The organism is Patescibacteria group bacterium, assembly GCA_026415775.1.
Taxonomy (GTDB): domain Bacteria; phylum Patescibacteriota; class Minisyncoccia; order UBA6257; family JAAZHW01; genus SKW32.
Genome location: JAOAGL010000001.1, coordinates 288,684 through 312,283 on the forward strand (window position 1 = coordinate 288,684; position 23,600 = coordinate 312,283).

The following is a 23,600-nucleotide window of genomic DNA, read 5'->3' on the forward strand; positions in this document are numbered from 1 at the left end:
GCAATCCGCACAGGGCGGACGAATAACCCAGTCGGAACCAGGTTACCCTTAAAAAAATTCCCTATAGGCTATAAATTGGGTTAAAGTATAACGCCAATTGCCCCCAGGTTAAAAAGGCCATTTATCGAGGTATTTTAAAGAGCAATCTAATTATAGCAAAAAACATTTATTTTGTCAATAATTGACTAAAACCAGATAAGATAGTAAAGTATTTTAAATTGAAACGGTAAAAACTATTTTATCAAAAATAGAATACCAAGTCAAGGGAGTTGTGGATAACTTTTATAATCAAAAAATATCAATAGCAAATTGAAAAATACAGATGTTTTGTTATAATTTTAATAATGAGCTATGTCAAAAAATATTTTTAAAGCTGATCCGATTTTGGACAATGCTCTACGTCCTAAAAAATGGAATGATTTTGTTGGCCAAGAAAAGGCAAAAGAAAATTTACGAATAATGATTGAAGCGGCGCGAAAAAGAGCCGAAGCAATAGATCATTTGCTTTTTTATGGTTGCGCTGGTTTAGGGAAAACAACGCTTGCATATTTAATCGCTCAGGAATTAGAAGCTAATTTGAAAATCACTTCAGGGCCAGCAATTGAAAAAGCAGCAGACCTCGCTTCGCTCTTAGCTAATTTAGACGAAGGAGATGTTTTGTTTATTGATGAAATACATCGTTTGAATAAAATGATTGAAGAAGTTTTATATTCTGCGATGGAATCAAGGGTTTTAAATTTAGTTTTAGGAAAAAAATCTTCAACGCGCGCAGTTCAAATTGATTTGCCGCCGTTTACTTTAATTGGAGCAACTACACGTATAGGATTATTATCTAGTCCTTTGCGTTCACGTTTTGGAGCAATTTTTAAATTGGATTTTTATGAAGTTGAAGATATAAAGAAAATTTTGTCTAACAATGCGCGATTGCTAAATATTGGAATTACTGACAAAGCCAAAGAAATTTTAGCAAAAGCTAGCAGAGCTACGCCGCGAGTGGCAAATCGTTTATTAAAGCGTAGCCGAGATTTTGCTACGGTGGAAGGAAAAAACGTCATTGATGAAGAAATTGCTCAAAAAACTTTGAAATTATTTGATATTGATGAATGGGGATTAGAATCAACTGACCGCCGTATTTTAGAAGTAATTATTGACCGTTTTAATGGCGGGCCAGTTGGTATAAAAGCTTTAGCGGCGGCCACAAACGAGGAAGAAGATACTATTGAGGAAATTTATGAGCCTTATTTAATGCGACTTGGATTATTAGAAAGAACCACACGCGGTCGTATTGTAAGCGAAGCGGGTTATAAACATTTAAATCTTTATCATTTAGCTCAAAAATCAGAGCAAAAGAAATTAATTGAATAAAAAAGAATTTTAGTATGAGGAATTTTAATTCTTTTACTAAGATTTCTTTTTTGATAATCATTTTTACTTTAATTTTTATTTCAAAGGCCCGTGCGACAGGACCAATAATTATTAATGAAATAATGTATGATTTGGAGGGGGCGGATAGTGGTTTGGAATGGGTAGAGTTGAAAAATATTTCCAGCGAGCCAGTTGATTTAACTGGTTGGAAATTTAATGACGGGAGCAATCATCTATTAAATATTCCTCCAAAAAATGGTGGACAAGGAGGGATGGTAATTTCGCCTCAAGGCTTTGCTATTTTAGCTGATAAAGCGGATTTATTTTTACAAAATCATCCGAATTTTTTAGGAACAGTGATAGACACAGCAATGAGTTTAAATAATACTGCTGCTACTCTTAGATTAATTGATAATAACGGCAATATTGTTGAAGAAGCTTCTTATATTAAAACGCAAGGAGGGAATGGTAATGGTTTTTCTTTGGAAAGAGTTAGTGATAATGTTTCTGAATTTTGTGAATCTAATATTTTAGGCGGTACGCCTGGCCAGGAAAATAATTTTAATTGCAATAAAGTGAAAGAAATCAAATCTTCGCCAACACTTTCACCAACTAATGGCAATAATGAATTATTGACTTCTTCGCCAAGTTTTATAATCCAAGACGAAGACAATCAATCAAGCGACCAAAGTATAATACCAACACCCACTGCTACCCCTATAAGAGTGCGATTAATTATAAATGAATTTTTACCTAATCCGATTGGTAATGACCAAGAAGGGGAATGGATTGAAATTTTTAATGATAGCGAGATAGACATTCCATTAAGAGGGTGGCGACTAGAGGATGCAAGCGGACAAAAATATTATTTTAAGGACGAAATTATTCAGCCAAAAAACTTTTTAGTTTTAACGTATAAAACTACCAAAATTACTTTAAATAATAATGGAGAAACATTAAGTTTATATTCGCCAAATAATGAATTAGCCTTTCAAATCAGTTATTCGGGCAATGCCGAAGAAGGATTTTCTTATGCACGAGCTGCGGCGAATAATTGGAAATGGACTTCAATTGTAACACCAGGCAAAGTTAATCAGTTTGATAAAGAAGAGGTTGCTGATAAAAATATTCAACAAAAATTTGATATTGAAGCTATTGTTGAGAATAATTCAGAAAATAATCAAAGAAGCGTAACTCTATCAACATCGCAGAGCAACCCTCCCGCTATTAATCAAAAAAATCAAAGTAGTAATTTCTCGGAAAAAATTATTTTGTTAATAATTGGCGTTGGCGTAGTTTTTAGTATTGCCTCAGCAATTTTTATTAAAAAAGTTTTACCCTAAATTATTTTAAATCAGCTAATGTTTTTCCGATGGAGGACTGGACTTGAAGAGGAACTGAGAGCCAATTGTTTTGTTCCATTATTTTTTGAATCTCATTTTTTATTGTTTCAATTTTTTCTTCCCTTACTTCAAAAATTAATTCATCATGAATTTGTAATAGAAGACGCACATCATTTTCTAAATTATTTTTTAATATAAATTGATGGATTTGAATCATCGCATTTTTAATAATGTCAGCGGCTAATCCTTGAATGGGAAAATTGATGGCAGCGCGCTCAGCCAAGCTACGATATTTTTGATTTCCGGAAATTAAATCATATACCCAGCGGATGCGTCCAGTTAAAGTTTTGACACAACCAGTTTGTTGGGCTTCGGCTAGGATATTAATTTGCCACTGACGAATATTAGCGAAATCATGATAATATTCGTCAATAAATTTTTTAGCTTCTTCTTTGGAAATGCCAGCTGTTTCACTAAAAGCCTTTGCACCCATTCCATAAAGAACCCCAAAGTTTAATGTTTTTGCTTGACGTCTCATTTCTGCTGTAACTTTATCAGGTGAGGTATTATTAATTTCTGCTGCGGTAATTGTATGGATATCGCCATTTTCCCAAAAAACTTTTTTCATTTTAGGATCGTCTGATAGGGAAGCAGCGATTCGTAATTCAATTTGGGAATAATCGAAACCGAGAAAGAGATGGCCTTTCTCGGCAACAAATCCTTTTCGAATTTTTTTCGCCCACTCGCTTTCAATGGGTATGTTTTGAAGATTTGGATTTTCCGAAGAAAGTCGGCCAGTGGCCGTTCCTGTTTGATTATAAGTGGTGTGAAGCCGCGAATTTTTATCAACCATTAATGGTAGGGGTTCCAAATAAGTTGTTTTTAATTTCATTAATTCTCGATGTTGAAGAATAAGGGAGATAATAGGATGGACATCTTTGAGTTTTATAAGTTCTTCTTCGCGCGTTGAAAGGAGGCCAGTTGAGGTTTTGCTCAATTTTTTGTTAGTAATTTTTAAGTGATTAAAAAGAATGTCCGAAAGCTGTTTTGGAGAATTAAGATTGAATTCTTTTTGGGTAATGGCAAAAATTTGTTGAGTAATTTTTTGAATTTCATTTTCGACTTCATTATTTAATTTTTTAAAATGGTCAACATCAATTTTTATACCGTAATTTTCCATTTGGGCCAAAACAGGAATTAACGGCATTTCAATTTCTGAAAAAACCTTTTTAAGACCTAATTCGTTTATTTTTTCTCGTTGCTTTTCGTATATTTTTTGAACAACCTCTAAATTGTTAATAGGGGGGAGGGGTTGTTTGAAAAGGTTATGCCAGATTTTTTGGAGAGAATAATCTTTTATTTCGGAGTTAATCAACCATTGAGCAACTTTTATATCATAAAGACCAACTTGATTAAAAAGACCCAAAGTTTTTATAAGATTTTTTAAATCGTACCCGATAATAACTTTTTCTTTTAAATATCGGGACAAGTCAAAATCTAAAACATCGATTGAGCCTTTAAAAAAACTAGTGCCATCAAAAATTTCTAATTCGTTATTTTCAAAAAAAATAAAAATTTCATTTGGAGAGGAAGAAAGAATTTTTTTAAGAGGAAGCCAATTAATTGTAGAGGTGGTAGAAAATTCTATACTATTCGCTAATTTTTCTTTGGATTGTTCACCGCTATTTTTCAGTTGATTAATTAAACTTTCAAATTTCCATTCATGAAAAAGAGGCATGACTTTTTCTTTGTCAATATCATTGAATTTTAATTCTTCAAGATTTTGAATTTCGATCGGCGCTTCACAATTGAGCGTGGCCAGATATTTGCTAAAAAAAGCACCCTCTTTTTGTTCTAAAAGAAGACTTAAAATTTTTGGTTTAATAATTTTAGCTTTTTCGGATTGTGTAAAATCTTCTTTTTCTATTTCTTGATATAAATTTTCCAGAGAAGAGAAATTTTTTATTAATTCAATAGCGGTTTTTTCGCCGATACCTTTAACTCCTAAAATGTTGTCAGAAGGGTCACCCTTAAGAGCTTTGAAATCAACTAATTGAGCGGGGACTAATCCTTCATATCGTTGTTTAACCAAATCCTCGTTATAAATAATAGTATCTTGAATGCCTTTTTTCATTGTATAAACTACTACCTTGTCATTTTGAACTAATTGCAAAGTATCTAAATCACCAGTTAAAATAATGATTTTTAAATCTTTTTCAGCGGAGAACTTTTTTACTAAAGTGCCGATTAAATCATCAGCCTCATAACCGGGCAATTCAAAGTATTTAATTTTTGCCTTTTCAAAGAATTCTTTAATTTTTTGAAATTGAGAAATTAATGCTTCGTCGGTTTTGGGACGTTTTGCCTTATATTCTTTGTATTCTTTGTGGCGAAAGGTGGGTTCGGCCAAGTCAAAACAAGCCGCTAAGTAATCCGGTTTTAATTCTTTAATAATTTTGAATAAAATCCGAATAGTGCCATAAACCGCACCTATTGGTTCGTTTTTTGGCGTGGTTAAATTAGGCAAGGCATGATAGCAGCGATGAATTAAAGCGTGAGAATCAATTAAAACGAGGGTCTTCATAGCTTATTATTAAAAATTAAAAGTTATTTCACGGATGTTTTTGTTAATAATTTTAAATTTTATCCATACAGTTTCTCGAGGGATTATTTTTTTTATTTTTTCTGGCCATTCAATAAAGATAAGATTTGTTGGATTGGAAAAAACATCGTTAATTCCCAAGTTTTTAATTTCTGAAATTTTTTCTAAACGATAGCAATCAATGTGGTAAAGTTTTTTAAAAAAACATCTTTTGTTAATTTTAAAATCTTTGATAATAACAAAAGTGGGACTTAAAATTGGTTGTTTAATTTTTAATGCTTTGGCAACGCCTTGGACAAAATTTGTTTTACCGACGCCTAAATTTCCTGAAAGAGCGAAGATGTGAGGGGGTGCAAATTTTTTCTGAGCGAGAAAAGTTTTTACTAAAACGTTGGCAATTTTTTTAGTTTCTTGCGGAGAATAACTTTTTAGAACAACTTTTTTCATAATAAGTTTATTATAACACAAAAATTTTTAACTTGTATTTTCCGAATATTTTTGTTTAAATATAAACGATGACTGAATTTTTTGAGATTGAAGGTGGAAAAAAATTAAGAGGGGAATTAACAGTGGCTGGCAGTAAAAATGCAGCCTTAGCCATTTTGCCGGCGTGCCTTTTAACGGATGAGCCATGCATTATTAAAAATGTTCCGCTTTTGACGGATGTATTAGTAATGATAGATTTAATTAAAAGTTTGGGCGCAGAAGTAGAATGGTTAGATGATAAAGTGGTAAAAATTCAAGCGAAAAATTTAAATTCCAACGCCGATACAGTTTTGGTTAGAAAAATTCGCGCTTCAATTTTAATTGCGGGACCGATTTTGGCACGGTTGGGCGAGTTAAAAATTGCTAAACCCGGCGGCTGTCACATTGGCGTGCGCGGATTAGATGCTCATTTTGAAGGATTTAAAGATTTGGGAATTGAATTAATTGAAGAAAGAAGTGAAAAAGAAAAATATTATTTAAAAACGCCAGCGCAATTAAAACCAGCTAATATTTATTTAAATGAATTTAGTGTGACTGCTACGGAAAATTTGTTGATGCTTTTGTCTTCTATTGATGGAAGAAGCGAGATTCATTTAGCGGCGGCCGAGCCCCATGTTCAGGAATTGGGTGAGGTATTAATAAAAATGGGTGCAGAAATTGAAGGTTTAGGCACGCATACCATTAAAATAAAAGGCGCGCAAAAATTAAAGGGAATTGAACATACAATTGGAGCTGATTATATTGAAGCAGGCACTTTTTTCAGTTTGGCGGCCACAACAAGAAGCAATTTGAAAATTTTAAATGTTCCCGTGGGGTATTTAGAAATGGTTTTTAGAAATTTGAAAAAAATAGGCGTTTCGTATAAAATAGAAGGCGACGCAGTATTCATCGAAGGAGAGCGAAGCTCTTTGAAAGCAGCGAAAATCCAAACTTTACCTTATCCTGGTTTCCCAACAGATTTACAGGCGCCTTTTGCCGCCTTAATGACGCAAGCAGAAGGAGAAAGTTTGATTTTTGATACTTTATTTGAGGGGCGATTTAAATATGTTGAGGAATTAACTCAAATGGGCGCTAAAATTTTTGTTTGCGACCCCCATCGAATTATTGTTTCCGGCCCAACTCCTTTATATGGAACAAAAATCAAAAGTTTTGATTTAAGAGCGGGCGCTACATTAATTATCGCGGCCTTGGCAGCCTCAGGAAAAAGTGAGGTTTATGGAATTGAACAAGTTGATCGCGGTTATGAAAAAATAGAAGAGCGATTGCAATCTATCGGCGCACATATTAAAAGAGTCGTTCAGGAGTAATAAAAAATTTTATGTTTATTAAAAAAATAGGAATTGATTTAGGAACAACAAATACCCTAGTGTTTGTACCTAAAAAGGGCGTTATTATTTTTGAACCGACAATTGTTGCTTATGATTTGCACGATAATAAAATTTTAGCCGTTGGAAAAGAAGCGAAGGAAATGCTTGGTAGAACGCCAGAAGACATTGGCGCTTATCGACCGTTGAAAGAGGGAGTGATTGCTGATTATAAAACGACTAAGGCGATGTTAAAATACTTTATTTCTAAAGCTTTAGGCGGTTTTAATTTTTTTAAACCAACTTTAATCGTTTCTGGTCCGGCGGGTATTACTTCAACTGAAAGACGGGCGGTGATAAATGCGGCTTTAGAAGCGGGCGCAAGAGAGGTCTATGTGGTAAGAGAACCGATTTTAGCAGCATTGGGCGCTGGCATTCCTATTAATTCTGCTTCGGGTCATATGATTGTAAATATAGGCGGTGGTACAACAGAGGTGGCGGTAATTTCTTTAGGCGGAATTGTTTCTTGGGCGTCTTTGCGAGTTGCGGGCAATAAATTTGATGAGGCGATTGTTAATTATGTGAGAAAAAAATACAATTTAGCAATTGGCGAGCAAACAGCGGAAAAAATTAAAATTGAGGCTGGAGCTGCTGTGCCGTTAAAAAATAAAATCGAAACCGAAGCAAAAGGAAGAGATTTAACAACTGGATTGCCTCGCTCAATAGTCATTAATTCAAATGAAATTGCTGAAGCAATTAATCCTTATTTAGAAGAGATTGGGGAAGCAATTCGTAATGTTTTTTTGAATACCCCACCCGAATTAGCGGCTGATATTATCGAAAAAGGTATTGTTATTTCAGGTGGAAGCGGTTTATTAAGAAATCTCGACGAATTTATTTCAAAAATTACCGGCGTCAATGCCTATATTGCTGATGAAGCGCTTTATTGTGTAGCAAAAGGAACGGGTATTATTTTGGAGCACATCGATATTTATAAACGCGCTTTATTAAGCAAAAAATAAAATGAATTTTGACAAATATTTTAATAAAATAATAGAAAACAATAAAATTGATGGAGGTTGGTTGTTTTTGTGTATTGATATTGAAAAAAGCTTTAAAAAAGCACTTGAATTAGCTCGGCTAATTACTAATCCCTATTTAATTTATATAATTGCTGATAGCGATTCATTACAAGAAATAAAAGAAAATTATCAAATATTTGAGCCTGGCATTAAAAGCATTATAGACATTCAAAAACTTTTATATTTATCTACTGAAGAAAAAAAAGTTTTAATTATAAAATCGGTTGAATCTTTGTCGCTTGAGGCTCAAAATGCGCTTTTAAAAATTACCGAAGAGCCGCCGCCTCGAACTTCATTTTTCTTTATTAGCAATGATGAGAATAGTATTTTGCCAACTCTTTTGTCGCGTTTAAGAATAATTAGAATTCCACTTTTGCCGAAAGATGGATTTTATCGCAAAAGAATCAGCAATGATTTAAAAAAAGGCATTGAACAAAAAAATTTACTGCCAATTTATCTAAAAGAATTTTTAGGAGAAAATGAAATTGATTTTATGGAAAATTTAATTGTTTTGTTTCGCGACCAAATGCTTAATAAATTTAATATTGTAAATTATAAATACACTGATGCCAAAGGCGAAGTTAGCGGAGATATAATTAAAATGGCCATTAAAGCGCTTGAGGGTATGAAATATGCTAATTTAAATCCTCGCCTGCAAATAGAAAATATACTGTTAAATATATTTAAGAAGGATTTTTAACTTTAAAAAATGGGTTATAATTAAAAAGGATTTGCGGTCGAATCTAATTTTTAAAAAATGATAATAAATCAATTAATAGAAAAATTTAAAAAGGAAGGACAAAGTGTTTTGGATAATTTTAAAATTGAACTTGCTGGCATTAGATCAAATAGACCCCAACCAGCCCTGATTGAAAATTTAAAAGTTGAATGCCCTTCATATGGTTCTATTTTGCCATTAAAACATATCGCTTCTATTCAAGTAAGTTTACCAAATAGTTTAATTGTGCAGGTTTGGGATAAAAGCAATGTTAATGCCTGTGAAAAAGCTATTCAAGCGGCTAATTTAGGGGTCACAACCGCAATCGAAGGTTCGCAAATCAGAGTGATTTTGCCGCCATTGTCCCAAGAACGTCGCGAACAAATTTTTCAATTAGTAAAGAAGAAAGCCGAAGAAGCCAAAATTCATTTAAGAGGAAAAAGAGAAGATATATTAAAAGAAATGAAAGAATTGTTTGAAAATAAAAAAATTACCGAAGACGACAAATATCGAGGCAAAGATGAATTGCAGAAGGTAATTGATATTTTTAATGAAGAAATTGAAAAAATTGTAGAAAACAAAAAGAAAGAATTATACGAATAAGCATTAATTAATTTTTATGATGTTCGCTCTTATTTTTATTATTTCTTTAAATATTTTAATTTTTATCCACGAACTGGGGCATTTTTTAGTTGCTAAGAAAAAAGGGTTAAAAGTGGAAGAGTTTGGCTTGGGGATACCGCCGAGAATTTTTGGCATAAAAAAAGGAGAAACGATTTATTCAATTAATGCCTTGCCAATAGGAGGTTTTGTTAAAATTTATGGGGAAGATGGCTCTAATGCTGACAAAAAAGAGAGTTTTGCTAATCGATCGGCTGGAACGCGTATTAAAATTTTAGCTGCTGGAGTATTTATGAATTTAATTTTTGGGATTGTTCTTTTTATTGCTGGATTTAATATTGGTATTCCAGCCGTGGTAGAGAGCCAGAGCCTTGCGTTTATGAAGGATATTAAAACTTCTATTTTGGAGGTTCAGAAAAATTCTCCAGCCGAAGCGGCAGGCTTGAGAATGGGTGATAGAATTTTATTACTTCAAAAAGGAGAAGAAATTATTGAAAATCCAACAGTTGAAGAATTGCAGCAATTTACTAAAAAATACGCGGGCCAAACAATTGTTTTAAATATTGAACGCGGAAAGGAAAATTTGATTATTGAGGTGACCCCGCGGGAGAAAATTAGTGAAAATGAAGGTCCTCTGGGAGTTGTTGTTGGAGAAACAGGTTTTCTTAAATACCCTTTCTGGAGAAGTGTTTGGGAAGGGTTTAAGGCGGGTATTTCTTTATTTGCAAATGTATTTGTAATGCTTTTTATTTTTCTGAAATCTTTGATTTTTCAAGGAAAAATGATTGGGGAAGTGGCTGGGCCGGTGGGTATTACAGTTTTAGGAACGCAAGTTTTGAAATTGGGTCTCGCATATTTTATTCAATTTTTAGCAACACTCTCAATATATCTAGCGGCTATTAATTTAGTGCCATTTCCTGCATTAGATGGCAGTCGCATCTTTTTTATTTTATTAGAAAAAATTCGAGGCAAGGCGGTAGCAACTAAAACTGAAAATTTAATTCATACAATAGGTTTCGCAATTTTATTGCTGATTTTTTTCGTGATTACTTATCGCGACATTGTTAAACTATTTTAAGGTCAAATTGAAAAAAATATAAAAAGTTATAAAATAAAAATAACACTATGTTGCAGTCACAATTATTTTCTAAAGTTAGCAGAGATTTTCCAAAAGACGAGGTTTCAGTAAATGCGAAGTTATTAATTCGAGGAGGATTTGTTGACAAAGTGATGTCTGGCGTTTTTGTTTATTTACCATTAGGTTGGCGAGTTTATAAAAAAATAGAACAAATTATTAGAGAAGAAATGGTAGCTATAGGAGGTCAGGAAGTCTTCCTTTCAGTTTTAATGCCTAAGGAGTTGTGGCAAAAGACTGGTCGTTGGGATTCGTTTGGTGATGCTTTAATGAAGGTTAAAGACCGTTCTGATAAGGAATATGTTTTGGGTCCGACACATGAAGAAATGATTGCCGAATTAGTAAGAAAAAATATTCATACTTATCGTGATTTACCAAAAGCTATTTTCCAAATTCAAGATAAGTTTCGCGATGAACCAAGAGCAAAATCTGGTTTGTTGCGCGGCAAGGAATTTATGATGAAAGACTTGTATAGTTTTCATGCCACGCAGCAAGATTTGGATAATTATTATGAAGAGGCAAAGAAAGCTTATTTTAGAATTTTTTCGCGTTGCGGTTTAAAATCTTTTGCCGTTGAAGCTTCGGGCGGAGGATTTACCAAAGAAAGGGTGCACGAGTTTATGGTTAAAACCCCAGCGGGCGAAGATATTACCGTTTTATGCGAATTGTGCGGCTTTGCCCAAAATAAACAATTAGGTGAATATAAAGCTAAAAAAACTTGTCCTCAATGTGGCGGTCTTCTTAAAGAAGAAAAAACGGTTGAGGTGGGAAATATCTTTAAATTAGGTACCAAATTCAGCGAGGACATCGGCGCGTATTTTATTGATCGTGATGGCAAGAAAAAGGCAGTGATTATGGGATGTTATGGAATAGGAGTCGGTCGTTTAATGGGAACGGTTGTTGAAGTTTATCATGACGACAAAGGTATTGTTTGGCCGTTAAGTGTCGCTCCCTTTGCGGTTCATTTGATAAAAATTAATAATCCCGATGAGAAAATTGATAGAAAAATAAAGAAAGAAGCAGAAAAGGCTTATAATATCTTATTAAAGAATCAAATTGAAGTTTTATATGATGATCGTATGGATTTTTCTGCTGGCGAAAAATTAATAGAAGCTGATTTAATTGGCATTCCTTATCGAGCAATAATTAGCGAAAAAACCCTTCAAAAGCAATCAATTGAAATTAAAAGTCGAAATAGTGATAAGATAGAATTTATTAAATTATCACAACTGGGAAATTATTTTAAAAAAATCTTAAAATAATATGTTTAAAAAAATATTAGCCAAATTATCGCCGGGTTTAGGAATTGATTTGGGAACAGCCAATTCACTTGTTTATTTAGAAAAAGAAGGGATAGTCATAAATGAACCATCTGTAGTGGCTTACAATCAAAAAACAGGTGAGATTTTAGCGATTGGTAAAGAGGCGCAGGCAATGATAGGGCGGACGCCGCCGCATATTGCGGCTGTTCAACCATTAACAAATGGGGTTATTTCCGATTTTGAATTAACAGAAGAAATGCTCAAATATTTTTATAAGAAATTTCGCAAATCAAAAATGGGAATTTTACCTTATCGTCCGAGGGTTGTTATTGGAGTTCCTTGCGGTATTACTGAAGTTGAAAGAAAAGCGGTTGCTGATGCGGCTTTGAATGCTGGAGCGGGGGAAATATATTTAATTGAAGAGGCGTTGGCTGCGGCCATCGGCAGTCATATACCCATTTTTGAACCATCAGGAAATATTTTGGTTGATATTGGCGGCGGGACAACTGATATTGTCGTTGTTTCATTGGGTGGTATTGTACGGTATAAAAATTTAAAAATCGCCGGGCAGAAATTCAACGAAGATATTATTAGATATGTAAAAGATGAATATCGATTATTAATTGGAGAAATGACCGCAGAGCAAATTAAATTAGAAATAGGAGCGGCAAAAATTAATGGCATGGAGAAAAGGGAAGCTATTGCGCGAGGGCGGGATTTGGCTACTGGTTTGCCGAAAGAAATTGTTTTAACAACTGATGAAATTGCTAAAGCATTAGACAAATCGTTGAAAGTTTTAATAGAGGCCATTCGTTTAACTATTGAAGAAACACCCCCAGAATTAGTTGCTGATATTTCGACAAAAAGTATTTGGTTGTCTGGCGGTGGTAGTTTGTTGCGAAACCTGGATCGTTTAATTGAAAATTATTGTGGGATGCCGGTTAAATTAGTCGATGATCCATTAACTGCTACTGTTAGAGGTTTGGGTATGGTTGTTGAGGATTTAGAAAAGTACAAGAATATTGTGAGTTATGAATCACAAACAAAAGAATAATCTAATAATTTTGATTATTATTTATTGGATTTTTTTGAATCTCCAATTTGTTTCAGCAGCAACAGAATCCAAAACTTTCTTTGAAAATTGGAGAACATTTTTTTTAAACGTGGTCAAAAACATAGATTATTGGATTAACGGCGTAATTAAATACAAAGATATTCAAGAAGAAAATAATTTTTTAATTTTTCAAAATCGGGCATTAAAATCGCTTTTAATTGAATATCAGGATTTAAAATATGAAAACGAACTTTTGAAGGATGCCCTGCAATTAAAAAAATCAAAAAATCTTAATTTCGTTTTGGCGAATATTGTCGGGCGTTCACCATTAAATTTTTCGCAAACATTTATTATTGATAAGGGGGAAGAGGATGGTATCAAAGTCGGACAGATAATCGTGTGGGCTGGAAAAACTTTGGTGGGAGAAGTTATAGATGTTTCGAAGAGTTTTAGCACCGCAAGGGCAATTACCGATTCAGATTTTAAAGCCGCAGTTTTTGTAGGTGAAAAGAAAAGCGAAGGACTTTTTAAGGGGAATGGTTTTTTGGAGCCTCGCATTGACCTCATACCTGTTAAGGAAGAAATTAATGCCGGTGATGTTGTATATACTTCCGGTTTGGATAATAAATTTATAAAAAATTTATATATTGGAGAAGTAGAAGAAGCGGTGAAGCCCGCTGGTAAAGTTTTTCAAGAAATAAAGGTAAAACCAGCTGTTGATTGGACAAAATTATACCAAGTACTAGTTATTCTTTAAGACAATGAAAAAAAATATAAGAGATTTTTTTAAAATAATTATTTTCGGTTTTTTTATTGGTTTTTTAGCGTTATTGCAAATAACTTTTATTAATTGGTTTGATATTTTTGGCGTTAAAATAAATCTTGTTCTTATGGGGCTTTTGGCTAATATTTTTAATCCCAGCTGGATGTTAGTTCTTTTCGGTGTTTTTATTGGAGGTTTTATCTATGATTTTACAAGCCTTTTTAATTTTAGTTATTTAATTAGCTTCTTGGTTCTCGTATTGCTATTTAGATTTTTTGGGAGAAAATATTTAGTAGAAAAACACTTATTTTTAAATTTTTTTATTGGTTTTTTGGGGACCATTGTTTTTAATTTTTTCTACGTATTAATCAATTACATTTTTTTTCAAAATAACTTTTTTAATTATTTTTTAAGTTGGCGGCATCTTTTAGAAATCGGGATAAATTCACTACTAGTTTTTATTTTAGGATTAATGGGGGAATTTTTTAAATTAATTGTAAAGATGATTAAAAAATAAAATGAAGTTACATCTTAAAAAAAATAAAAAAATAAAAAGAGAAAGTGATTTTTTAGAGGCGGAGGAGATTTTATTTAATAAAGAAGCCCTTTCTAAATTAAGCGACTTGGAAGAAACGCAGAGATTAGAATTAGATATTGGTCGATGGGGGTTAGATTTATTGTTGGTCATTTTTCTTTTTTTTATTATTTTCTCTTTTGGGTGGGTGGTTGTTTTAAATTTTTCAAAAGGAAAAGAACTAACATTGGCCGCACAGCAGAATGCCATAACTTCTATCCCGATTATTGCCAATAGGGGTTTAATTTTTGATCGATTTAATAAAGAGCTGGTTTATAATCAAGAGGTTTTTGATTTAATTCTTTTCCCCGCTTATTTGCCCACGGACAAAAAGGAAAGAGAGGAATTTTTAAAGAAAATTAAAGAAGATGAAGAAATTGCCGTTTCTTTATCAGAGGAAAAATTAGAAGAAAATAAAAATCTTGAACCGATTGTTTTAAAGAGTAATTTGTCGCGAGAAGAAGCAATAAAATATGAAAGTTATTTTGCTGATGCGGCCGCTATTCAAGTGATGAAACAAAATTTAAGACAATACCAAAACAGCTTTGCTTTTAGTCACATTCTAGGCTATACGGGTCGTGTTTCCAAAGAGGATCTAGAGAAAAACCCTTATTATCAGAGATTTATTAAAATCGGAAAAAATGGACTAGAAGCTTTTTATGAGGATTATTTAAAAGGCGAGAATGGAGAAATTAAAATCTTACGCAATGCGGCAATGGAAATTCTTAATGAAGGAGTGGTAAAAGAACCAATCGATGGTAATAATTTATATTTAACAATAGACGCTGAGCTTCAGCAGTATAGTTATAACCGTTTGGCTCAACAGATAAAAAATTTAGGAATTAAACCGAGGGGAGGTGTGGTAATTATAACCAATCCAAATTCTGGTGAAATTTTATCACTTGTGAGTTATCCCGGTTACGATATCAACCTTTTTTCTAAGGGCATTAGCGTCGAAGAGTTTCAAAAGCTAACCAATGATAATAGTAAGCCATTATTTAATAGGGCGATTTTGGGATTATACAACCCCGGTTCAACTATCAAGCCGATTATGGCAATGGCTGCTTTGTTAGAAAACATCATTGATCCTTACAAAAAAATTGAAACTCATGGTTATATCACTATTCCCAATCCATATTTCCCTGATAAACCTTCAATTTTTGTTGATTGGCGCAATAATGGTTATGTTAATATGATTGATGCAATCGCACGATCCAGCAACGTTTATTTTTATATTATCGGCGGCGGCTATGAAAATTATCAAGGATTGGGGATTGCGAAAATCAAAAAATATTTAGAGGAATTTCAATTTAATTTTATTACAGGAATTGATTTGCCAGCGGAAAAAATTGGTTATATTCCCGATGAAAAAACCAAAGAATCTTGGCGTGTAGGCGACACCTACAATGTTTCTATTGGCCAGGGCGATTTAACAACAACTCCAATTCGTTTAATTACGAGTTTAAATTCCTTGATTAATAATGGTCGTTTATTAAGGCCGTATCTTGTGAAATATATCAACACCAACAACAATCAAATTATTTTACAAAACAACCCCCAAGTTATTAAAGAAAATTTTCTTAATCCAAACTACTTAAAAATTGTAAAAGAGGGTATGGGGCAAACAGTAAAAAGCGCTATGGGAACAGCGCATATTTTGGCTGATTTGCCATTCAGCGTTGGAGGAAAAAGCGGAAGCGCTCAAACTGCTGGTAATACAAAAATAAATGCTTTATTTTATGGTTTTGCTCCTTTTGAAAATCCGCAAATTTCCATTCTTGTTTTAATTGAAGATGTTCCAGAGGGATCATTGAATGCCATTCCGGTGGTAAAAGATATTTTGTTGTGGTATTATAAAAACAGAGGATTTTAGGTCGGTTACTGTCAGGGTCTTTAAGAGATCGTTTTTTTATTTTATTATGAGCGAGAAAATATATTTATCTAAAGAAAAATACGAAGAACTACAAAAAGAATTGGAAGAAAGAAAAACAAAAATTCGCAATAAAATTGCCAATGATTTAAAACACGCTAAAGAACTTGGTGATTTATCAGAAAATGCGGCTTATGCCGAAGCAAAAGAAGCAAAACAAAAAAATGACCAGCGAATCGCCGAATTGGAAAATATATTGCATAATTGCGTTGTTATTGAAAAACAAGAAAAAAATGATAAAGTAAATATAGGTTCAAAAGTAAAATTAGAAGATGAATCAGGAAATATTTTAGAGTACACCATAGTTGGTTCGTTAGAAAGCGATCCCGCTAATAAGTGCATTTCTTTTAAATCGCCATTGGGGGAATCATTATTGAATAAAAAAGCGGGAGAAGAAATAAAATTTTGTGGTCCAAATAATAATTGCAAAAAATACAAAATTTTAGAGATTAACTAATTATGTCTACCGCTGATCAAATTAAAAAATTGAGATTGAAAAAAATAGCGGAATTGACCAAAAACGGTGAGTTAATTTATCCTAGTCAATCGAGAAAAAATTCTTCCATTGGGGAGGTTTTGCTGCATTTTGAAAAATGGAGCAAAAAAAGAAAAAAGGTTTGTTTGGCGGGGAGAATTATGAGCTTGCGATTCCACGGAGGAATAATTTTTATTGATTTAAGAGACGGTAGTGGAAATATACAATTAGTTTTTAAGAAAGGCGAAACAAAAAATTTTGAAAACGTTGAAAATTATTTTGATGTTAGCGATTTTATTGAGGTTGATGGATATCCTTTTCAAACACAGCGCGGAGAAAAAAGTTTGATGGTTTTGGGTTGGGGATTATTAGCTAAGAGCTTAAAACCTCTACCATCAGAATGGTATGGTTTAAAAGATGTTGAAGAAAGATTTCGCAAACGTTATCTTGATATAGCTCTAAATAAAGAGATAAAAAATAGATTTAATTTGCGAGCAAAAATTATTCAGGCGCTTAGAGAATTTTTAGAGAAAAACGAATTCATAGAAGTTGAAACACCAATATTACAAACTCTTCATGGCGGAGCTTTGGCGCGTCCTTTTAAAACCAAACTCAATGCTCTAAATATGCCCCTTTATTTAAGAATTGCGCCCGAGCTCTATTTAAAAAGATTACTCGTGGGCGGGTTTGAGAAAATTTATGAAATTGGTAAGTGTTTTCGAAATGAAGGCATTGATAAAACACATAATCCTGAATTTACAATGATGGAGCTGTATTGGGCATATCAAAATTATGAAGGGTTGATGAATTTTATTGAAGAATTGATTATGTTTATTTTAAAAAAGACTTTTTCTGATAGTAGCAACCCTCTGCTTTTAGTTTACGACAACAAAACAATTAATTTTGAACCGCCATGGCCAAGAATTAATTTTCTAGATTTAATTAAGAAAAAAACTAATCTAGATCCAAACATTCATAATGAAAAAGAAATTTTAGCGTTTTTGCAGAGTCGGGGAGTGGAAATAAAAGAAGAGATGAAGAATCAAAATAAATGGGAACTTCTTGATGAAGTTTATAAAAAAATATGTATGGAAGAGATTATCCAACCTACATTTATCATTCATCATCCTGTGGCATTATCTCCATTGGCAAAAATTCGACAAGAAAACAGAGATGAAACAGAGCGATTTCAATTAGTTGTGGCTGGTATCGAATTTGTTAATGGCTACTCAGAATTAAATGATCCCGTTGATCAGGCTAAAAGATTTAAAAATCAAGAACAAAGAAGAAGAGCCGGAAATGAAGAAGCGTCGCCGTTTGATAAGGATTTTATTGAGGCGCTTGAATATGGTATGCCACCAACCGCTGGTGTGGGTATTGGTATCGATCGTTTGGTGATGCTTTTAACTAATGCGCCTTCAATTAAAGAGGTCATTTTCTTTCCTTTTATGAAAAATAAATAATATGCTCACGTATCTTTTAAAACAAATTAGGGAAAATCCTTCAATATTTGAAGATGGTTTGAATAAAAAGAATAGAGATTCGGGGATTATTAAAAAAATTGTTGAGTTGGACAAGGATTACAGGAGTATTTTATCAGAAATAGAATTTCTAAGGGCTGAATTAAATATTTTATCAAAAGAAGCTTCAAAGAATTTCAGTCAAGACCAACTAGAAAAAGCAAAAGCAACTAAACAACGCATTAAAGAATTAGAAAAAAATTTAGAGCCTCTGGAAAAACAATTAAATGAATTGCTTTATCGAATACCTAATATTCCATTGACAGATGTGCCTGTGGGTAAAGATGAAACAGAAAATGTTGTTTTGCGTGAAGTAGGTAAAAAACCTAATTTTAAATTTGAAGCAAAAGATTATTTGACTTTGGTTGAAGATAATTGGATTGATGTCAAAAGGGCGGCGAAAGTTTCAGGCACACGTTTTGGTTATTTAAAAAATGAAGCGGTAATGATTGAATATGCTTTGGTTCGTTGGGTTATGCATTTTTTAAGAGAAAAAGGATTTATTCCTGTTGTCCCGCCTGCTCTAATTTTTTCTAAATCAATGAAAGCAATGGGTTATATTGATGAGGAAAAAGATTTAGCAGAGCGTTATTATTTCCCTCAAGATGATTTATTTTTGATTGGGACAGCAGAGCAGGCGATAGGACCAATGCACATGGACGAAGTCTTTGAAGAAAAACAATTACCCCTTCGCTATATTGCTTTCTCTCCTTGTTTTCGGAGAGAGGCTGGCTCTTATGGAAAGGACACAAAAGGTATTTGGCGTGTTCATTATTTTGAAAAATTAGAAATGTTTATTTTTTGTACTCCTGAACAATCAGAAAAAGAGCATCAATTAATTTTATCTATTGAAGAAGAACTGATGCAGGCGTTGAAAATTCCTTATCGTGTTATTCAATTGTGCAGTGGAGATTTGGCAAATCCTTCAGCAAAAAGTTTTGATATTGAGGCGTGGTTGCCTTCTCAAAATCGTTATGCGGAAACCCATTCGTGTAGTAATTGTACAGATTTTCAATCCCAACGTTTAAATATTCGTTATAAGAGTAAAAATGGTTTGCGTTTTGTTCATACTTTAAATGGTACTGCTTTTGCTATTGGTAGAATTTTAGTTGCCATCATAGAGAATTATCAAAAAGAAGATGGTTCAATTGAAATTCCAGAGGTGCTCAAAAAGTATTTATAATTTATAATATATTTGATGCATGCGCGCTCCATTAATACTTATCGTCTAAGACAAATTCAAAAACGACGTCAAAAAAAACGGCGGCTATTAATGACCTTTTTGATTTTAATAGTTTTTTTTGGAATATTCATTTCCATTCTTTATTCCAAAATTTTTCTTTTTCAGCGATTGATTATTGCCGGTAATAATTTAGTTTCAATTTCGGATGTTTATAGAAAAATCCAAGAGATAAATAATAATCGAAAACTATTTTACCTTTTTGATTTAAGTGGAAACATTCTTTTTTGGAGTGATGATTTGTGTAATAAAATCAAAGAAACATCGCCCACTATAGAGAGCGTGAACTGTCAAAAAGATTTTGTGAGTAAAACACTTAAAATCTCATTAAAAGAAAGAACCCCCCTTTTTTTATTTTATGACGAAATTTCAAACCAGTATTTTTATGCAGATAAAGACGGCATTCTCTTTTATCAAATAAATCGCAACGATAAAGAGAATTTAATTTTAATTTATAATAAGGGGAATAACATTTATCATTTAGGCGATAAATTAGCAATTGATTTGAAGCAAATTTTTGATTTAACTCAAATTATCAATAAAAAATTTAATTTCAAAAACTTCGAACTTACTAATCAGGACATTATTGTAGTCTGCGACGGCGGCTTTAAAATTTTAATCAATCTTAATAAATTGTCGGAAACAACAAAATTCGTACCTAAATTATTAGAAAGCAATTTTGATTTCGGCAACTTAGAATATTTGGATTTAAGATTTTTGCCCAAAATTTATTATAAATAATTTTTAACGCGCAATAGTAAGACCTATAATTTTTTTAGCTCCATTATTTTTTAAAATTTTTGCTGCTTCTTGGAGGGTGGCTCCTGATGTAAAAACATCATCAATAAGAATAATATTTTGTCCGTTTATTAATCCCGGGCTTCTTACTTCAAATATATTTTTAATATTTTTATAACGCTGCTCGTAATTTTCTATTTTGGCTTGCGGCGGGTTATCAACTTTGCGGATTAAAATATTGTCTAGTATTTTAAAATTAAATTGGTGGGCAAAAATTTTGGCAATTTCTTCGCTTTGATTAAAACCTCTTTCGCACAGTCTTTTTTTATGTAAAGGTATTGGTATAACAATATAACCTCCCCAATCCTCCTCAATTGTTTTAGTCGTTTTGGTCCAAAAAACATTTAAAAAATTTGCCAATGTGAAAGCGATTTCTTTAATATATTGGTATTTAAATTGATGAATTAAATTTTTAATTACGGGGTGGTCATAGAATAATGCGGAGCCCAAAAAGTCGAGGTGTGATTTTTTGTTAGAATGCAGACATTTTTTAAAATCAACCACTCTTCTGAAGCAAATGGGGCAAATAAAACCTGAGTTAATGACAATGCTATCCAAACAATTATCGCATAAATAAAGTTGTTTTGCGGCAGGAATAAAAGATTGGCAATTAACGCAATAAATAGGAAAAAGACAATCAAAAATAAAATTTTTGACAATTTTTATTTTCATCATTGTGGATAATTTTATTTAATATTTTATAATTGTTTTTTATAATAAAAAAGAGATAAAAAATTTTCAATTATGCGTGTTTTGGGTATTGATATCGGGACAACAAATATTAAGGCGGTAGAATTATCTGGCACAGTTGACCAGCCAATTTTAGAAAACTATGGCATTTTAGAAACTTACGGATATCTTGAACGCAATAACGCCACAATTCAAAGCAATTATTTTAAATTGGTGGAAGATGTAACAATTGATTTAGTAAAAAAACTCTTTTTGGTTTTAAAACCCAAAACCAAAAGGGCTGTTTTCTCTTTGCCGGTTTTTTCCAGTTTCATAACCCAATTTGACTTACCCTTTACAGACAAAAAAGAAATTGCTACGGCTGTAACTTTCGAGGCAAAAAAATATATACCCGTGCCATTAGAAGAGTTGGAAATTAGTTGGATGTTGGTTGGTCAAACTACAGAAGGAACAAAAGAGAAAAGTAATATTGTATTGGTAGCCACACCAAGAGAATTGGTTGAAAAATATAGGAGAATAGGACAGGCAGTAGGTCTGAATGTGTTGGGCTGGGAAGTCGAAGGCATTTCGTTAATTCGTTCACTAATCAAGGGTGATAAAAGAAATACTTTGATTATTGATATGGGAACACAGATTACCAATTTTTTTATTGTTGAAAATGGTTTTTTAGTAAGTTATGAAACTTTAAATATTGGAGGCGCAGAAATCACTCATGTTATTAGTCGAAGTCTAGGCGTTAATAAAGAAAGAGCGGAGGAATTTAAAAAGATAAAAGGTTTTAAGGTGGATCCTCAAGAAATGGGTGTCGTTAATATTTTAATGCCGATTGTGGATAACTTTGGCAATGAAATTTTAAGAATGATGGATATTTATCAGCAAAAGAATAATAAAAAAATCGAACGCATTATTATTACTGGCGGAGGAGCTAATATGCCTGGTTTGGTGGAGTATTTTGAGGATTTTTTGAATACTTCCGTTGAAAAGGGTTGGCCGTTTCAGGATATAAAGTATGTTGATTTCTTAGAGCCTCTTTTGCGCGATGTGGCACCTTTTCTTTCTATTTCCACAGGGGCGGCGCTTAAGGGCTTGGAATAGTCTGTAAAAAATATTATAATTTAAATATATGGCTGAGTTTCAAAATATAGATTTATACGCTAAAAAAAGATCTGGTGGATGGTTGGGTAGATTATTAACCCTTTCAATAATTTTACTAATTATTTCTTTGGGGTTGTATTTTATTGCCGTATTTTATCAAAACTATCTAAATAAAAACATTAGTGATTTAAACAATAAAATAAAATCTTTAAGCAATGAGATTTCCGAAACCGATAGAAGGGAAGTTCTAGGCTTTTATTCGCAATTAATAAATTTAAAAGCGCTGCTTAGTAATCATTTATATTCTTCCAAAATTTTTGAACGATTAGAATTGATTACTCATCCAAAAGTTGCCTTTTCCGCATTTTCTTATGATTATAAAAATAAAACTTTAAAAATAGATGGTTATTCAAATAATTTGGAGTTTTTGGCTCAACAAATGTTGGCATTTCAAAAAGTTTCCGAATTTAATAAGGTGAATTTATCCAACGTAAGAATAGCTGGTGATAAGGTCACTTTCGCTTTTGAAATTACTTTTAATCCCAATTTCGTTTTAAAATAATCAAACTATGAAAGAAACAACAAAAAGAAATTTTAGTTTAATACTGACAATCATATTCTTTTTAATATCCGTGATAACCTTCTTTAATTATACGTGGCCAAATTTACTTAAAGTTCTTGATTTAAATGATAGTTTGAAGCTTGTTAAAGAAGAATATGCTCGTCAGAGCAAATCTTTACAGCTGGCGAAAGACATAATTAATCAGTATAAAAATTTATCAAACGTTAATCAAATGATTTCATTAACGCTCCCCAAAACCGACGAGCTTTTTAACGTTTTAGCACAATTGGATAAAATTTCTTCTGAAAGCGGAATATTAATCCAAAATATCACCATTAAACCTCCTCTTCAAAGTGCAACATCCACGGCAACTGGTGTTGATGGTGGTAGTGCAAAAGCATCTTTAATTAACGCGGTTCAATCTGTTAATGTTGATTTGTCTATGGTTGGCACATACGAATCTTTTAAAACTTGGTTAAATGCTATAGAAACTAATATAAGATTAATGGATGTTACCTCCATTAATTTTACTGGCGTGGTTGCTTCGGAAAAAACAACAACTAATATTTTTAATTTCCGCGTCAATCTAAATTTTTATTATCAACCATAATATGGAAACAGTAGAGCAAAAACCAAAAACAAATATTTTCATCTACGTTATCATAGTTATTCTTATTGCTGCTATTGCTATAGTTTATTTTGTATTTTTTGCACCTGAAAAAATTGCAAAAAAACAGACAACTGTTACAACTGTTAATGTCGCAACCCAAGAGACTGGAGCGATTACATCACAAACAACAACCGCAATAAAAACTACTGGTACAACAACAGCGGATATAACTGGTGGATTAAGCAGTTTAAAATTAACACCAGAAGAGATTTTAAACAATCCAATTTTTCAATCTTTGCATTCCTATGCTGAACCGGTAGAATTGCCCAGCCTGGGTCGTCCTAATCCATTTATTCCATACTAATTTTACA

The 23,600-nt window shown here is 32.6% G+C and carries 23 protein-coding genes; 20 read left to right on the forward strand and 3 right to left on the reverse strand.

Annotation, left to right across the window (positions count from 1 at the left end):
* Nucleotides 1-351: 351 nt before the first annotated feature.
* Both ruvB and N2692_01560 read left to right on the forward strand, forming a co-directional pair.
* Nucleotides 352-1,365, forward strand: a complete 1,014-nt coding sequence (gene ruvB, locus N2692_01555) for a Holliday junction branch migration DNA helicase RuvB (protein ID MCX8015969.1) — start codon at nt 352-354, stop codon at nt 1,363-1,365.
* 14 nt (nt 1,366-1,379) lie between these two features.
* The gene (locus N2692_01560; GenBank protein MCX8015970.1) at nt 1,380-2,708 is read left to right on the forward strand and encodes a lamin tail domain-containing protein; all 1,329 of its coding nucleotides are present in this window, start codon (nt 1,380-1,382) and stop codon (nt 2,706-2,708) included.
* Between the two features lies 1 nt (nt 2,709).
* On the opposite strand, the gene polA is transcribed toward N2692_01560, so the two are convergent.
* Nucleotides 2,710-5,292 carry a DNA polymerase I gene (gene polA / locus N2692_01565; protein ID MCX8015971.1) on the reverse strand — a complete coding sequence of 861 codons (2,583 nt, stop codon included), beginning with the start codon at nt 5,290-5,292 and terminating at the stop codon, nt 2,710-2,712.
* 9 nt (nt 5,293-5,301) lie between these two features.
* The gene (tsaE, locus tag N2692_01570) at nt 5,302-5,757 is read right to left on the reverse strand and encodes a tRNA (adenosine(37)-N6)-threonylcarbamoyltransferase complex ATPase subunit type 1 TsaE (protein ID MCX8015972.1); all 456 of its coding nucleotides are present in this window, start codon (nt 5,755-5,757) and stop codon (nt 5,302-5,304) included.
* A gap of 68 nt (nt 5,758-5,825) precedes the next feature.
* On the opposite strand from tsaE, the gene murA reads away from it, so the two are divergent.
* From murA to N2692_01640, 14 genes are read left to right on the forward strand one after another with little or no spacing between them, the layout of a single operon-like run.
* On the forward strand, nt 5,826-7,103 hold the full coding sequence (murA, locus tag N2692_01575; protein ID MCX8015973.1) for a UDP-N-acetylglucosamine 1-carboxyvinyltransferase: 1,278 nt from the start codon (nt 5,826-5,828) through the stop codon (nt 7,101-7,103).
* An 11-nt stretch (nt 7,104-7,114) separates the two neighbouring features.
* On the forward strand, nt 7,115-8,122 hold the full coding sequence (locus N2692_01580) for a rod shape-determining protein (protein MCX8015974.1): 1,008 nt from the start codon (nt 7,115-7,117) through the stop codon (nt 8,120-8,122).
* A 1-nt stretch (nt 8,123) separates the two neighbouring features.
* Nucleotides 8,124-8,882 carry a hypothetical protein gene (locus N2692_01585; protein MCX8015975.1) on the forward strand — a complete coding sequence of 253 codons (759 nt, stop codon included), beginning with the start codon at nt 8,124-8,126 and terminating at the stop codon, nt 8,880-8,882.
* Between the two features lie 57 nt (nt 8,883-8,939).
* Nucleotides 8,940-9,503, forward strand: coding sequence for a ribosome recycling factor (gene frr / locus N2692_01590; protein ID MCX8015976.1), 564 nt, complete (start codon nt 8,940-8,942; stop codon nt 9,501-9,503).
* Between the two features lie 16 nt (nt 9,504-9,519).
* Nucleotides 9,520-10,599, forward strand: a complete 1,080-nt coding sequence (rseP, locus tag N2692_01595) for an RIP metalloprotease RseP (protein ID MCX8015977.1) — start codon at nt 9,520-9,522, stop codon at nt 10,597-10,599.
* Nucleotides 10,600-10,646: 47 nt separating this feature from the next.
* Entirely contained in the window at nt 10,647-11,918 is a 1,272-nt protein-coding gene (locus tag N2692_01600) for a His/Gly/Thr/Pro-type tRNA ligase C-terminal domain-containing protein (GenBank protein ID MCX8015978.1), read from the forward strand.
* A gap of 1 nt (nt 11,919) precedes the next feature.
* Nucleotides 11,920-12,972, forward strand: a complete 1,053-nt coding sequence (locus N2692_01605) for a rod shape-determining protein (protein ID MCX8015979.1) — start codon at nt 11,920-11,922, stop codon at nt 12,970-12,972.
* Entirely contained in the window at nt 12,950-13,729 is a 780-nt protein-coding gene (gene mreC / locus N2692_01610; GenBank protein MCX8015980.1) for a rod shape-determining protein MreC, read from the forward strand. Before N2692_01605 ends, mreC begins: the two co-directional genes overlap by 23 nt.
* Nucleotides 13,730-13,733: 4 nt before the next feature.
* On the forward strand, nt 13,734-14,252 hold the full coding sequence (locus N2692_01615) for a hypothetical protein (protein MCX8015981.1): 519 nt from the start codon (nt 13,734-13,736) through the stop codon (nt 14,250-14,252).
* A 1-nt stretch (nt 14,253) separates the two neighbouring features.
* Nucleotides 14,254-16,182, forward strand: coding sequence for a penicillin-binding protein 2 (gene mrdA, locus N2692_01620; protein MCX8015982.1), 1,929 nt, complete (start codon nt 14,254-14,256; stop codon nt 16,180-16,182).
* Between the two features lie 46 nt (nt 16,183-16,228).
* Entirely contained in the window at nt 16,229-16,696 is a 468-nt protein-coding gene (gene greA, locus N2692_01625) for a transcription elongation factor GreA (GenBank protein MCX8015983.1), read from the forward strand.
* Nucleotides 16,697-16,698: 2 nt separating this feature from the next.
* Complete coding sequence (lysS, locus tag N2692_01630) at nt 16,699-18,177, forward strand: lysine--tRNA ligase (GenBank protein ID MCX8015984.1); 1,479 nt, start codon at nt 16,699-16,701, stop codon at nt 18,175-18,177.
* A 1-nt stretch (nt 18,178) separates the two neighbouring features.
* Nucleotides 18,179-19,417 (forward strand): serine--tRNA ligase, encoded by a 1,239-nt coding sequence (gene serS / locus N2692_01635; protein ID MCX8015985.1) that lies wholly within the window; start codon nt 18,179-18,181, stop codon nt 19,415-19,417.
* A gap of 15 nt (nt 19,418-19,432) precedes the next feature.
* Entirely contained in the window at nt 19,433-20,215 is a 783-nt protein-coding gene (locus tag N2692_01640; protein ID MCX8015986.1) for a hypothetical protein, read from the forward strand.
* A 3-nt stretch (nt 20,216-20,218) separates the two neighbouring features.
* On the opposite strand, the gene N2692_01645 is transcribed toward N2692_01640, so the two are convergent.
* Nucleotides 20,219-20,947, reverse strand: a complete 729-nt coding sequence (locus N2692_01645) for a ComF family protein (protein ID MCX8015987.1) — start codon at nt 20,945-20,947, stop codon at nt 20,219-20,221.
* 69 nt (nt 20,948-21,016) lie between these two features.
* Between N2692_01645 and pilM the strand changes: the two genes are divergently transcribed.
* The 4 genes from pilM to N2692_01665 are packed head-to-tail and all read left to right on the forward strand — an operon-like array spanning nt 21,017 to nt 23,593.
* Nucleotides 21,017-22,057, forward strand: a complete 1,041-nt coding sequence (gene pilM / locus N2692_01650) for a type IV pilus assembly protein PilM (GenBank protein ID MCX8015988.1) — start codon at nt 21,017-21,019, stop codon at nt 22,055-22,057.
* Between the two features lie 28 nt (nt 22,058-22,085).
* Nucleotides 22,086-22,619, forward strand: a complete 534-nt coding sequence (locus tag N2692_01655) for a hypothetical protein (protein ID MCX8015989.1) — start codon at nt 22,086-22,088, stop codon at nt 22,617-22,619.
* Between the two features lie 7 nt (nt 22,620-22,626).
* A complete protein-coding gene (locus tag N2692_01660) occupies nt 22,627-23,229 on the forward strand; it encodes a hypothetical protein (GenBank protein ID MCX8015990.1) in 603 nt (200 codons plus the stop codon).
* 1 nt (nt 23,230) lies between these two features.
* On the forward strand, nt 23,231-23,593 hold the full coding sequence (locus tag N2692_01665; protein ID MCX8015991.1) for a hypothetical protein: 363 nt from the start codon (nt 23,231-23,233) through the stop codon (nt 23,591-23,593).
* Nucleotides 23,594-23,600 lie beyond the last annotated feature (7 nt).